11 protein-coding genes are annotated in these 12,781 nt (G+C 71.4%); 5 read left to right on the top strand and 6 right to left on the bottom strand.

Going from position 1 to position 12,781, the window contains the following annotated elements; genetic code table 11:
- Positions 1–27: 27 nt before the first annotated feature.
- Genes DFQ13_RS01035 through DFQ13_RS01015 form a run of 5 tightly spaced genes read right to left on the bottom strand, consistent with a single transcriptional unit; the run spans position 28 to position 3,331 of the window.
- Positions 28–696: a glycosyltransferase gene (locus DFQ13_RS01035; protein ID WP_219994204.1), complete on the bottom strand. Its 669-nt coding sequence runs from the start codon at positions 694–696 to the stop codon at positions 28–30.
- Positions 690–1,283: an SAM-dependent methyltransferase gene (locus DFQ13_RS01030; protein ID WP_110078453.1), complete on the bottom strand. Its 594-nt coding sequence runs from the start codon at positions 1,281–1,283 to the stop codon at positions 690–692. Before DFQ13_RS01030 ends, DFQ13_RS01035 begins: the two co-directional genes overlap by 7 nt.
- Positions 1,280–1,984, bottom strand: coding sequence for a PIG-L deacetylase family protein (locus DFQ13_RS01025; protein ID WP_110078452.1), 705 nt, complete (start codon positions 1,982–1,984; stop codon positions 1,280–1,282). The genes DFQ13_RS01030 and DFQ13_RS01025 overlap by 4 nt, the downstream gene beginning before the upstream one ends.
- Positions 1,981–2,889: an acyl-CoA dehydrogenase gene (locus DFQ13_RS01020; protein WP_110078451.1), complete on the bottom strand. Its 909-nt coding sequence runs from the start codon at positions 2,887–2,889 to the stop codon at positions 1,981–1,983. The genes DFQ13_RS01025 and DFQ13_RS01020 overlap by 4 nt, the downstream gene beginning before the upstream one ends.
- Position 2,890: 1 nt before the next feature.
- On the bottom strand, positions 2,891–3,331 hold the full coding sequence (locus DFQ13_RS01015) for an SRPBCC family protein (protein WP_035289198.1): 441 nt from the start codon (positions 3,329–3,331) through the stop codon (positions 2,891–2,893).
- Between the two features lie 407 nt (positions 3,332–3,738).
- On the opposite strand from DFQ13_RS01015, the gene DFQ13_RS01010 reads away from it, so the two are divergent.
- From DFQ13_RS01010 to DFQ13_RS01000, 3 genes are all read left to right on the top strand, one after another.
- Entirely contained in the window at positions 3,739–4,392 is a 654-nt protein-coding gene (locus DFQ13_RS01010) for a fasciclin domain-containing protein (protein ID WP_110078450.1), read from the top strand.
- Between the two features lie 248 nt (positions 4,393–4,640).
- Positions 4,641–5,201 carry a hypothetical protein gene (locus DFQ13_RS01005; RefSeq protein ID WP_110078449.1) on the top strand — a complete coding sequence of 187 codons (561 nt, stop codon included), beginning with the start codon at positions 4,641–4,643 and terminating at the stop codon, positions 5,199–5,201.
- Positions 5,201–5,500, top strand: a complete 300-nt coding sequence (locus tag DFQ13_RS01000) for a transcriptional regulator (RefSeq protein ID WP_035289203.1) — start codon at positions 5,201–5,203, stop codon at positions 5,498–5,500. The genes DFQ13_RS01005 and DFQ13_RS01000 overlap by 1 nt, the downstream gene beginning before the upstream one ends.
- A 5-nt stretch (positions 5,501–5,505) precedes the next feature.
- On the opposite strand, the gene DFQ13_RS00995 is transcribed toward DFQ13_RS01000, so the two are convergent.
- Complete coding sequence (locus DFQ13_RS00995; protein WP_110078448.1) at positions 5,506–6,057, bottom strand: hypothetical protein; 552 nt, start codon at positions 6,055–6,057, stop codon at positions 5,506–5,508.
- A 98-nt stretch (positions 6,058–6,155) separates the two neighbouring features.
- On the opposite strand from DFQ13_RS00995, the gene DFQ13_RS00990 reads away from it, so the two are divergent.
- Both DFQ13_RS00990 and DFQ13_RS00985 read left to right on the top strand, forming a co-directional pair.
- The gene (locus tag DFQ13_RS00990; RefSeq protein WP_110078447.1) at positions 6,156–7,352 is read left to right on the top strand and encodes an FAD-dependent oxidoreductase; all 1,197 of its coding nucleotides are present in this window, start codon (positions 6,156–6,158) and stop codon (positions 7,350–7,352) included.
- 85 nt (positions 7,353–7,437) lie between these two features.
- Positions 7,438–12,699, top strand: coding sequence for an NACHT domain-containing protein (locus tag DFQ13_RS00985; RefSeq protein WP_110078446.1), 5,262 nt, complete (start codon positions 7,438–7,440; stop codon positions 12,697–12,699).
- Positions 12,700–12,781 lie beyond the last annotated feature (82 nt).

Genomic DNA, 12,781 nt, shown 5'->3' with positions numbered 1-12,781 from the left:
ATCGGCGGTGTTCGGCCCAGCACCCGGTCAGCCGGTGCCCGTCAGCCGGTCGCGGGCCTCGGCGAGGTCGGTCAGGTGGGTGGCGAAGCCACCGGTGCAGCGGGACGTGCGGCGGGCGCTGGTGACCACCGGGGCGGTGCCGGGGTGCACGACGCGGAACCCGGCTGCGCGCAGGTGCTCGACGAGGCGGACGTCCTCGTGCACCGGCAGCGCGGGGAAGCCGCCGACGGCGAGGTAGGCCTCGGCGGTGAAGGCCAGGTTGGCGCCGTGGACGTGGCCGCGCTCGCGGGAGTACCTGGCGCGGTGGAGGTGCGGCAACCAGGCGGGCCAGGCCGTCCAGTCCAGGACGTCCACCTCGCCCGCCACCACGTCCGCGCGCTGGGCGAGCTGGTCGGTGAACCAGGTGCGGGGGACCCGGGTGTCGGCGTCGGTGGTGGCGAGCCAGCGGCCGGGGCGGGCGACCGTGGCGAAGCCCGCCGCCCTGGCGGCGCCGACGTTGCGGGCCGAGACGGTCACGACCGTGGCGCCCGCGGCCTCGGCCACGGCGGCGGTGTCGTCGCGGCAGGAGTCGGCGACGACGGTGACGTGGACCGGCAGCGGCGCGCGGGCGGCGGCGTCGGCGAGGGCGGCCAGGCAGTCCGGCAGGTGCTCGCGCTCGTCGTGGGCGGGGACCACGACCTCGATCCCGGTCAGCACAGGCCCTCCCGGGTGGCGACCGATCCCGGCTGCCGGGTCAGCACGTCGAGGCGGAAGTCGGGTTCGAGGTGCCCGACCTGCCGGTGCAGCGGGGAATCGGCCAGGAAGGCCCGGTGCACGGTGTCGCCGTCGGCCGGGTAGTCGGCGACCGGGTGGCGCCAGTGCACGAGGACCAGCTCCCCGTCCCTGGCCAGCGAGCCGACGGCGAGGTCGACCAGGCGCCGCAGGTCAGTCGCGTCGAGGTAGTAGCCGACCTCGGACAGCACCACCAGGTCGTGCTCGCCCGGCGGCCAGTCGCCGGGCACCTGACCGGCGTCGACCACGACGTTGTCCGGGGTGCCCGCGGCGGCCTGGGCGCGGGCGGTGGGATCGAGGTCCCAGGCCAGCACCCGGTCGCAGCGCCGGGCCAGGGCGGCGGTCAGCACGCCGACCGAGCAGCCGGGTTCGAACGCCGACCGGTAGCGCGGGCGGGTCAGCGCGGCCAGGGTGAGCGCGTACTTGCGCTGCTCGTACCAGCGGGAGCGGAACCCCCACGGGTCCGGGTCGGCCGCGTACTGGGCGGTGAAGTAGTCGGGTCCGAGGCTCACCCGAACACCACTTCGAAGTCGCGGGTGAGCCTGCGCAGCACCGGTGGCGGCAGGATCGCCGGGTCGGGGCCGAGCGGGTTCACCTGGCTGGCGAACTCCGCGACCGCCGCCCGCTTGGCCGCGGCCACCTCCGGCGGCAGGTCCACCCGCAGCGCGGAGGACCAGGGCACGCGCTCGTCCCCCGGGGTGGACCAGTGCCACGTCCACACCGGGTACTCCAGCAGCCGGGCCCCGGTGCGGGCGCACGCGCGGGCCGCGGCCCGGCCGACGGCCTCGTGGTCGGGGTGCCCGTCGCCGCGCCAGGTGGCCAGGCAGCGGGCGCCGGGGCGCAGCACCCGGGCGATCAGCGGCACGAGCGCGTCCTCGTCGATGTTCCCGTCGGGCATCCCGATCCGGTCGACCCGCGCGGCGACGCCGAGGGCGGCCAGGGCGGCGGCGGTTTCCTGGCGGCGGACGGCGGCGAGTTCGGGCTTGGTGTAAACGGTGGTGGTCGGGTGCGACGCCTCGCCGTCGGTGACCGCGATGAGGCGCACTCCGCGGGCGAGCCGGAGCAGGCCACCGACCCCCAGGACCTCGTCGTCCGGGTGCGGGGCGACCACCACGACCGGGCTCTCCGGGTTCGGCAGCGGGGGCAGGGCACCCAGCACGGGCCACGCCCGCCAAGTGCTCTCGTCGGTCCCCGTGCCCTCGATTTCGATCACGGTCGGGTTCCCAGTTCTCCGAGGCGGGCGAGGTCGCGTTCGGCGTGGCTCTGCCGGAGGTAGACGGTGAGGTCGGCGACGCGGCGGCCGTGCGCGGCGTCGGCGCAGAGCGGTCCGGCGCCGGTGGCCCGGCCGACGTGGTCGAGCACGCCGGTGGCCACCCGCTCGACCGCGGCGCGGACCCGCAGCGCCAGCCGCTCCGCGTCGGCCTTGGGCGCGGCGTCGACCGCGCGGGCCGCGTCGGCGAGGACGGCGTCCCCGGTGCTGAGCAGTTCGTCGACCGCGCCGAGGTGGGCGAGCTGGTGCGGGTCGTGGTCGGCCCGGTCGAACAGCGGTCGGGCCACCCCGCGGGCGCCGCCGAGCCACACCGCGGCGACACCGATGCCGCCGTGCCAGAAGCCGGGTCGGTCGAGGTAGGCGCCGGGGTCGCCGACCGGGCGGGCCGGGGTGGCGGCGAAGCGGACGGTGCCGCTGTCGCTGGCCGCCATGCCGGTCGCCGCCCAGGTGCCGGGCAGCGGCGCGGCGTCGGCGGTGCGGACGTGGAAGAGCGCCTGGCCACCGGGCGTCTGCGCGGTGACCAGGGCGTCGGTGAGCGTGTGCGCGCCGGAGCACCACGGCCGGTCGCCGCTGACGCGCCAACCGTTGTGGTCGTGGTCGGCGGTGAGCGAGCGGGGCGCGGCCGCCCAGACCCCCCAGTACTCCCCCGGCGCGGCCTGCTCACCGGTCAACTCGGCGAGGATGGCCGCCGCGTCGGCGTGCCCCTCGGCGAGCCGGGCGGCGGCCAGGTCGACCGCGCCGAACGCGGTCAACCCGGCCCACCGCTCGGCGGTGCCACCGCCACCGGGCAGCGGCAGGTCCGCGTGGCCCTCGTCGACCCACGCGCGGAACTGCTCGGCGGCGTCCACGTCAGCGCCGCTCGATGACCGCCTTGAACTCGGCGGCCGCGCGTTCGACCTTCTTCTGCGGGTCGGCGAACAGGGACGCGACGGCCTCGCCCAGCTTGCCCGCCGGGGGCTCGTACTCCAGGCTGATCTCCACCCCGGTGCGGCTGTTGCCCTTGTCGTCGAAGCGCACGACGCCGGAGTTCTTCACGTCCGGGTCGGAGCCCTCGACCGTCGCCCAGGCGATCTTGTGCGGCGCCTCGTCGTCGACGATGTCGGCTTCCCAGGTCAGCGTCTTGCCCAGCGGCCCGTCGACCGTCCACACGGTACGGTGGTCGGCCCCGTCCTTCGACTTCACCTCGCGCACGTCGGACATGATCTGCGGCAGCTTGGTCAGCGACCGCCACCAGTCGTAGCACGCCTGTGCGGGCGCTTCCACCTCGATGTAGTGCGCAACGGCTCCCATGACACCGGTCCTCTCACAAAGTTCGGGTCGTCGGACTGCGAATACCCGCCCCCACGCGCCGCAACCGTCGGACCGCCGACGGCCAACGTCACACACCACACCGGTTTGAGACCGGGCAGCGGGCGCAAACGCCCGGGCAATTCCTGTATGGACGCAAGAATTGTCCCTCCCGGCAGCCGAAGGCGCGCGAGCCTACACAGCGCCATTTCCCCGCGCAGGGTGAAAACCGGAGTGGGTGACCAGGCGAACACATTTGGTAACGGAATGATCTCGTCTCCCATCCGACCCATCCACCCCCGACCCGGGGCCGAATCACCAGTGTTCTCCCCCTCGGACACACCGAGGATCTGCTGGACGGGACCTCCCGCCCCAGCGGTGCCCTTCCTCAAGCAACGGAGTATGTACAGATGAAGCGCAGCATTCGCGTCGGCACCACGGTCAGCGGCCTGGCGATCACCGCCCTGCTGGCCTCGGCCTGCGGCAGCTCGGACACCGGTTCCTCGGCGACCACCACCACGCAGGCCCCGGCCGCCACCACCACCTCCGCCAGCGCTGCCGCAGACCCCGCCAGCAACCTGGTGGGCCCGGGCTGTGCCGACTACGCCAAGCAGGTCCCCTCCGGCGCGGGCTCGGTCTCCGGCATGGCCGCCGACCCGGTCGCCACCGCGGCGAGCAACAACCCGCTGCTGACGACCCTGGTCTCCGCCGTCTCCGGCAAGCTGAACCCGAAGGTCGACCTGGTCTCGACGCTGAACAGCGCCGAGTTCACCGTCTTCGCGCCGGTCGACTCGGCGTTCGCCAAGATCGACCCGGCCACCATCGAGACGCTCAAGACCGATGACGCCCTGCTGACCAAGATCCTGACCTACCACGTGATCCCCGGCCAGATCTCCCCGGACAAGATCGCAGGCGAGCAGACCAGCGTCGAGAAGGGCAAGGTCACCGTGACCGGCTCGGGCGACTCGCTGAAGGTCAACGACGCCAACGTGATCTGCGGCGGCGTCAAGACCGCGAACGCCACGGTCTACCTGATCGACACCGTTCTGATGCCGACCTCCTGATCCCGGTCGACGGACCCGGCGCCCAGCGCGCTGAGCAACCCCACCCGGCTGTCGCTGACAGCTCCGGACTGCGGTAGCCGGGTTCACTCCGTTTCCCGGCGAACGCGGAAACTCGACGCCCGACCCACCACCCGGGTCGGGCGTCGAGCCCTTTCTCCACAGTGGACCTTCCCGCCCGGCGCGGAGGAGGTCCACCGCCATATCCACCGTACTTGCCGATACGGAAAGCACGGCCTACACTTTCCGACATGGAAAGTTCGTGGACCCCGCAGCCGGACGAGGCCGCGACCGCGCTCGGCGACGCGCGGCGGTCGCAGGAGGGCTTGGCGGCCCGACTCCGCCTCCCGGGGCTGTTCTTCGGGTCGATCGCCGTGGCCGTCGCCACGCGGCTCGCCACCACCGCGGTCGGCCTCGCGGTCGGCACCACCTGGTCGCACCTGGTCCTGGCCGCGGGCCTGCTCGTCTTCTGCGCGGTGGCGGTCGCCCAGCTCACCCGGTTCCGCAACCTCAACGGGGTGTGGATCGCCGGGCTCGCCCACCGGGCCGTGCTCGGCACGGCCACCACCGCGTCCCTGTCCTACACCGCGGCCCTGGCGGGTGCCGTCTGGGCGGGCCACCTCGACCTGTGGTGGCTCACCGCCGTCTGCTCCGCCGCGGGCGGGATCGGCTACGCGCTGGGCGGACGGCGGTGGTTCAGCGCCTACCGCGGCGACCCGGCGGCGCACTCCCGCGCCCAGTCGCGGTGGCAGCTACTCGCCTTCGCCACCCTCGCCGCCGCCGGTGTCGTCCTGCTCCTGATGGCGGCCTGATGGCCGAGTTCGACCCCAACCTGCAATCCCTGCTCCGCTTCAAGCTGCTCAGCCTGCTCGCCGCCGTCACCGAACTCGAGTTCGCCGCCCTCCGCGACGAACTGCGCGTCAGCGACTCCGTGCTGTCCAAGCAGGTTTCGGCGCTGGCCGGGATCGACTACGTGCGCAGCAGGAAGGGGGTCCACGCGGGCCGCCGCACCACCTGGATCTCCCTCACCCGCACCGGCCGCCGCGCCCTCACCGAGCACATCACCGCCCTGCGCGACACCATCGCCAGGGTCGACCCCCACCTGCGCTGACGGGGCTACAGCAGGTCGTCGTCGCGGAGGCCGTGGCGGACGAGGAGGACGGCGAGGGGGCGGGCGGTGCCGCGGACCCGGTCGGCCACCCACTTCTCGAACTCGGCCGGGCTGGTCTCGTCCAGCCGGTCGTGCGGGACGCCGGTGCGGTCGTCGCCGTGGCGGTACTCGGTCCAGGTCGTGGTCAGCACCCGCCTGGCGTAGTCCTCCGGGCGGTGGCGGAAGCGGTGGCGGAACGCCTCGTCGCCGGGCTGGGCGGCCATGTCACCGTTGGCGAGCAGGTAGAAGCCCTCCGACAGGACCCAGCCGCGCCAGTTGCGGACCAGCAGCGAGAAGCGCACGACCGTGCCCAGGCCCGGTGAGCCCGCGGCCCTGAGCATGGCCCGGGTGTCGCGGATCGCCTCGACGAGCCGGTCCCGCCCCCGGTTCCAGGTGTCGAGGTTGGCCGCCCGCAGCGACTCGGCCCTGGCCCGCCGCAGGCTCGCCACGTCCCGTTCGACCGGCGCGACCCGGAACGTCTCCTCGGGACCGCCCGTGCGGAGCCAGTCGTCTGTCACAAGGCGCAGATCGGTGGGGTGCGGCAACCCGTTACGGGGATCAACGTCACGTCGGCGCCCACCCGGCGGGGTGGGCGGCGGGTGGCCAGGATGGGGGCATGGACAACACGCGACCGGTGGTGGTCGTCGGCGGTGGCCCCGGCGGCATGGTGCTGGGGTACCTGCTGGCGCGGGCGGGCGTGCGGACGACCGTCCTGGAATCGCACGGCGACTTCGCCCGCGAGTTCCGCGGCGACTCGCTGCACCCGTACACGCTGGAGCTGTTCGACCAGCTCGGCCTCGCCGACGACCTGCTGGCCCTCGCGCACCACCCGGCCCGCTCGTTCCGGTTCCACACCCCGCACGGCCCGCTGACCGTGGCCGACTACGCGAAGGTGCGCAGCCGGTTCCCGTACGTGGCGCTGATGCCGCAGTCGCGGTTCCTCACCTTCCTGGCCGAGCGGGCCGCCGAACTGCCCGCGTTCGACCTCCGGATGCACACCCGCGTCACCGACCTCCTCCGCGACGACGCGGGCGCGGTGACCGGCGTCCGACACCGGGGCGGCGAGGTCGAGGCCCGGCTCGTGGTCGCCACCGACGGCCGGTTCTCCGCGGTCCGCAAGCTCGCCGACCTCCCCGCCGCGAACCTCGGCGCCACCACGGACCTGCTGTGGTTCCGCCTGCCCCGGCTCCCCACCGACCCCCCGGACGCCGACGTCGACCTGTACTTCGGCCGCGACCACTACCTCGGCCTGCTCGGCGGCACCGACACCTGGCAGGTCGGCTACAGCCTCCCCAAGGGCGGCTACCAGGCCACCCGGGCGGCGGGCCTGGAACCGATCCGCGCCTCGGTCGCCCGGCAGATCCCCTGGCTGGCCGACCGCGTCCCGGCGCTGACCGACTTCGCCCAGACCACCCTGCTCTCGGTCGACATCAGCCGGGTCGACCGCTGGCACCGCCCCGGCCTGCTCCTCCTCGGCGACGCCGCGCACGTCATCTCCCCGGTGGGCGGCAACGGCATCCTGATGGCCGTGCAGGACGCCGTGGCCGCCGCGAACCGGCTCGTCCCCGCCCTGACCTCGGGCACCCTCGACGAAACCGTGCTGGCAACCATCCAGGCCGACCGCGAACCGGCGATCCGGCAGGTGCAGGCCCAACAGGTCCGCATCGAGCAGCGCACCGCCCGGGCCCGCGACCGCGGCAAGCCGATCACCCCGCCGCGCTTCCTGCGGGTCGTCACCGCGATCCCCGGGGTGCGCGCCCGCGCGGCCAGGGCCAACGCCTACGGCCCCAACCCACCCCGGCTCACGGTCTGACAGCAGGCGCGGCGCGACCAGAGCCGATCGTCGGTGCCCGAGCGCTCCGCCGTGCGACCATGGGCGCCCACCGGAGGGGGTACGGGTGCGCGACGAGGAGCGACTGACCAACCGCGTGGACGGCGTCATCCACGGAAACTCCTTGCAAGCAGGCACAATCCACGGCGACGTGCACCTGCACGCGCGCGAGGCCGCTCCGCCGCCGCCCGAGATGGCCGGAGCAGTGGAGAACTGGGCCGACCTACCGGAACCACCGGCCGGCATCCGCTCGCTGCTCCGCGCGCAAGCACCGGAGGCGCAGGACTTCCCGTACCGCCTGCGCGGCGCACGGCGCCCGTCGCTGGCCGAGGTGTACGTGCGGCAGGACCTCGGCACCGGCATCGAGGAACCGGTCGACCAACCGCAGCCCGAACCGATCCTGGACGAGCGCGGCCAGGTCGTCGAGACGCACCGCGCCCCCGTCGCCAGGGTGGTCGTGCGCCCGCCGACGAGAACGGTGCGCGAAGCCCTCGACACCGCCGACCACGTGATCGTCACCGGCGGCCCCGGCCAGGGGAAGTCGACGCTGTCGCTGCGCCTGGCCGCCACGCTCACCACCAGGTGGCGCAACCACCCCGCTGAGTCGGACGAGCCACTGACCGAGCCGGTCGTACCGCTGCGGCTCACCGCCCGCGAACTGGCGACCAGGCTGGGCTCCCCCTTCCCCGAGGCACTGGCCGAAACGGCGCGCGCCGAGTACGGCGCCCTGCTGGACACCTCGTTCGACGCCCGGCTGCTCCGCGACCGGGTGGCGGGTTGCCGCTGGCTGCTGCTGGTCGACGGCCTCGACGAGGTCGCCGACGGCACCGAACGGGACCGGCTCGTCACCGTGCTCGCCACCTGGGGCGCGGACGTGGGATCTCCCTACCGGGTGGTGCTGACAACCCGCCCGATCGACGGCGCCACCCTCGCCCCCCTGCAACGCGCGGGCGCGGGCCGCTACGAACTGCAACCGTTCGACGAGGCGGCCCTCCGCCACTTCGCCGAGAACTGGTTCGGCGACGAGGAACGCGCAGGGCGCCTGCTGCGCCAACTGCGGGCCGCCCACCTCGACGAACTGGTCCGGGTACCGCTGCTGGCCACGATCGCGGCAATCGTGTTCGAGCAGAACAGCGACCGCCCACTCCCGGACAACCGGTACCAGCTCTACGAGGCATACCTCAAGTTCCTGCGCTCAGCCCACCCGGAGCCCGAAGGACCATTCACGGCGGCGTACGACCCGCTGCTCGAACACCTCGGACGCATCCGGCTGGAAACCGACACCTCGCTCATCGCCGCCGCCCAGGACTGGGCAGAGCAACACCTCACCGGCCTGACCGGGGAGTGGCACGAGGAGCTGATCACCTACCTCGCCGCCGTCGGCCCCCTCACCCGCCGTGGCGACGACCTCCGCTTCCTGCACCACAGCTTCGCCGAACACCTGGCCGCCACCGCGAAGGCCCGCCTCCTCCCCGAGGAGTTCGACGCGGAGGACCCCGCTTTCGCCCACCTGCTGCACGGCGCCCACCCGCAGGAAGGCGGCAAGCACTCCCGTGCTGTCCTCCTGCACTACACCCGTCTACACCCTGCCCAGGCCGACACACTGATCACCTGGCTCCACCACGGCGACGGCACCCACAACCTCCTGGCAGCCCGCCTGCTCGCAACGCACGTCCCGGCCAGCGAGGACGTGGTCGATGCCTTCCTGGAGACAGTGGGCAAATGGGCGCTGACCACGCACTACCAAAGCGAGGGCATCCTCTCCCAGGCAAGCCGCGCCGCTCACCACCCCGGCCTCGCCGACTGGCTCATCGCGCTTACGCACAACGAGTCCGCGCCCTGGGCATCCCGGGTCGAGGCTGCGGCGGCACTGGCCACCCGCCTGCGCGGCAGCAGGGGGTGCGAGGCCGCGACCAGCTTGCTGCGCACGGTCGTCGAGGACGCGTCGATCAACCTCTCCCACCGGCTCGCAGCCGCAGAAGCGCTGTCCGACTGCGGCAGCGCGGAACGCCGACTGGTGGAGGTTGCTCTGCGGTCGATTCTCGCGGAGGAGTTCCTCTCGGGAAAGCAATGCCGGACGGCAGCGGTCCTCTTGGCGACCTTCGAAGGCCGGGAGCGCACCTACGCGATCGAGTGCCTGATGAAGGTGATGAACGACCCGTGGTCCGCCGATGCGGACACCATGGCGGCGGCCACCGGCCTGGCCGAGATCAGCGTTGACCACCATCCCCGTTGCGCCGGGGCCTTCCGGGACGTCCTGTCCAGGTCGGCACCGTCGACCGCGCTGCTGCGGGCCGCCGTTTTCGGTATGGCGTCCCTGGGCGGCGGCCACGTGAGCGAAGCGGCAGCCGCGCTCGCCCGGCTTGCCCAGGATTCCCGGCTGCGACTTCCGGCACGGGCGTACGCGGGAAGACTGCTCGGCCAGTTGGGTTCCCAGCACCGCCCCATCGCCACGCGTCTCCTGAGCGGTTTGGCGGAAAATCCAATACTCACCCCCTCCCAGCGCGGATCACTGGGGTCGACCCTGGTGGACCACGGCCTCCCACAACTGGGGTTGGAGTTGCTGCGGTCGGTATTGGACGATCGGTCCGCCGACGCGGATGACCGCTACTGGGCAGCTCGTTGGCTGGCCGACCTGGGTCCGGAGCACCGAGCCGAGGCCGCGAGGGTACTGACCCGCGTGGCCACCGACCCCACTGCGTTCATCTTCAATCAGATGGGCGCCCTTGGTCGACTCGCAAATCTGGGCGAACCTTACAAGACACCTGCGGTCGCTGCGCTTCGTGCCGCGCTCTCAGATCCGATGGCGAACCCCGATTCTCAGATATGGGCAGCCCAAGAACTGATCCCGCTTGGACCAGGATTCCACTCGGAAATTCTGGAGCACATCCGAGCGACTGGAGAGTCTTCTGCTGATCTGAGTATAAAGATGGACGTTCTACGCCTAACACGAGATTTGGATCGTGAAAACGGAAAGCCCGTCGCAGAAGCAATGAGAAATCTCTGCAAAGTGTTGGGCATTCCATCCCGGGAAACCCACCGAGACTACTTTCGCATTTTTTCAGATAGCGATGTTGGACTATTCTCCGAAAATGAGATCCAAACCATTGCCTTGGATTCACGACTGACAGGCGCGATCCGGCTCGGCGCGGTGCTCAGTCTGGGACACTTCGGGAGGCAATTTCGCCACACAGCCCTTGGCGGCGCTGTCGCACTGATGAACGACCCTACGGCTCCCCCTGGGGTCATCGAGAGTCTTGTGGCCGATTTCCACGAGTATGGCGTGGCTGCGCGCAGCCTCCTGCTCCGCGCTTTGCGAAACAAGCTCGAACAGCCAAACTTGAGCGAGTTGATGCTATGTGACGTTGCCCGGGCCATCGATCACGTGGATCGGTCGTTGCTCTCCGATGCGGTGAAAATGCTGCGAACTCGGTTTTCCAGCGAGTGGACTTCGGCCCCCCGATGGCAGATCGGCCGGACCTTGGCCAAATTGGACCCTGATTGCGTTCCAAAGGTCGTAGACCTGATGGTGGAGGGCGAAACAAGCAGGTGGCAGCGGGAGTTGCTGCTGACCGAATCACTGGCGTCGCTCACCCTCTTGATCGACCCACTCCGCAAGCTGGTACGGAACCGCGACACCGTGCAGGTTGAACGAGAAATTGCGGCAGCACTCCTCACGCGAGTGGACAAGGGCTCGAAGCGGATGGCCGTGGCCGAATTGCGGTCGCAGGCCAACGACAGCCACTTGGACTTCTCGTGTCGGACCGATGCGTCATCCGATTTGGCGATGGCTGTCGACGAAGAAGTGAACAGCAGCTTGGCCTTCCATCGAGCCGTGTTCGACGACCGATCACAGCCGATCCGTGACCGCTGCGAAGCAGGCCAAAAAATTGCCCTTTTGGACCCGACCCTGACCGACGTGATCCTCCGGTCCATGCGTTCATGGTGTGCGGAGGGACCGGTCACCGACCGCCACACCGCCTTCAACTGGTTGATCTCGAAGCGCGCCCGTTCCCCCGAGGTCGAGCAGTTGGCCGCCAACCTGGCTCGTGATCCCAGCGTCGGGCCTTCCACCCTCCGCTCCCTGCTGGACTGGCTGAGCGCCGCTGATCGAGAAGCCACCGAGCGGCGGCTGCTCGCGGACCGGTGTGCGACCCCGGCCGAACGAGTCGCCGGTCAGAGCAGGTGGGAGCGCGCGGACCTCGCCGATGAGGCGGAAGCCGTCCTGCGGGAGGCCTTCGACGCGGAGGAGACCTCACCTGGGCACCGCGTCGAGGCCGCCGTGGCGCTGGCCGAGGTGTCTCCGGCCAACACCGCCGAAGCCGTGACTCGCCTGGAGTCGCTGCTCGCCGATCCGAGGGTGGAGTACCGAGCACGTCGAGAGCTGGCGAAGCTGGATTCCGGGATGCGCGAGGCGTTCGTCGCAGAAGCGCGGGTCGCCTTCGCCGATGAGAACGAGGTCTGGGGTTCCCGGATTCGGGCAGTGGGTTTGCTCCTCGACCTGGTCCGCGGGCTGTCGGATGACCTGGCGGGATTCATCCAGGAGATGGCGGCCGACAGTCGACTTCCGGCGACGGGCAAGGTGAACGCGCTCTGGGCGCTGCGCATCCGCGATGGGCTCGATCCAGTCCGTCGGATCAGGGACGATCACCGGGAAATCGTCGCCGCCCGGTGGGTGGCGGCGGGTCGGTTGGCGGACTACGCGGTGGAAGATCGGGAGGTGGGAACGCGGGTGCTCGACGCCATTGCCACCGACGCGAGCACTCGGCCCACCCTGCGGTGGCGGGTTGCTCGTGACCTGGTGGCGTTCGGTGAACGAGGGCGTGAGCTGGGGGCGGCCGTCTTGTCCGCACTCGTCCACGATGACGGGATGCCACCCTCAGTGCGTTCGAGTGCCGCGTTCCAGTTGGGCGTCTCCCGGCCGGACTTGCGCTGGGAGATGCTTTCCATCCTCCGTGGACTTCTGACGACCGCCCAATCGCCCGCACGCATCCAGGCCTGGGAGGCGATCGGGCGGTTCCAGGCCGCCGAGGCCGCGCTGGGGTTGCGTGGGATGGCCCGCGACCACGCGCTCTCACCCGGTGTCCGGCTGCGCGCCGCCTTGGCCATGATCACGTATAACCGGGACTTCCGGGAGACCGCAGCCGTCGTCGCGCGGGAGGTCGCGCACGATCCGGACTGTCCGCTGCACATCCGGTTCAAGGCTGCGCGGGCCTTGGCGCGGCTGAGTGACCTCTGCCTCGGTGAGGCCCGGGCTCTGCTGCGTGAGTTGAACGCCCAGTGGCCGCCGGCAGGCAGCGCCCTACAGCCACCCCTCAACTTGAGCTGACACGAAACCCACACGCGGTCACCGGGTGCGGGTGGGCCGATTTCCCCTGGACACTCACGAACACACCCGGTGGAGTCGCACA

This window comes from Actinokineospora spheciospongiae (assembly GCF_003182415.1).
Classification (GTDB): domain Bacteria; phylum Actinomycetota; class Actinomycetes; order Mycobacteriales; family Pseudonocardiaceae; genus Actinokineospora; species Actinokineospora spheciospongiae.
Note: the sequence above shows the minus strand (reverse complement) of the source record. Positions and strands in the feature narration are given on the sequence as shown.

Coding starts and splice junctions, on each gene's coding strand:
- DFQ13_RS01015 (WP_035289198.1), bottom strand. CDS start 3,331: ATGGGAGCCGTTGCGCACTACATCGAGGTGGAAGCGCCCGCACAGGCG.
- DFQ13_RS01010 (WP_110078450.1), top strand. CDS start 3,739: ATGAAGCGCAGCATTCGCGTCGGCACCACGGTCAGCGGCCTGGCGATC.
- DFQ13_RS01005 (WP_110078449.1), top strand. CDS start 4,641: ATGGAAAGTTCGTGGACCCCGCAGCCGGACGAGGCCGCGACCGCGCTC.
- DFQ13_RS01000 (WP_035289203.1), top strand. CDS start 5,201: ATGGCCGAGTTCGACCCCAACCTGCAATCCCTGCTCCGCTTCAAGCTG.
- DFQ13_RS00990 (WP_110078447.1), top strand. CDS start 6,156: ATGGACAACACGCGACCGGTGGTGGTCGTCGGCGGTGGCCCCGGCGGC.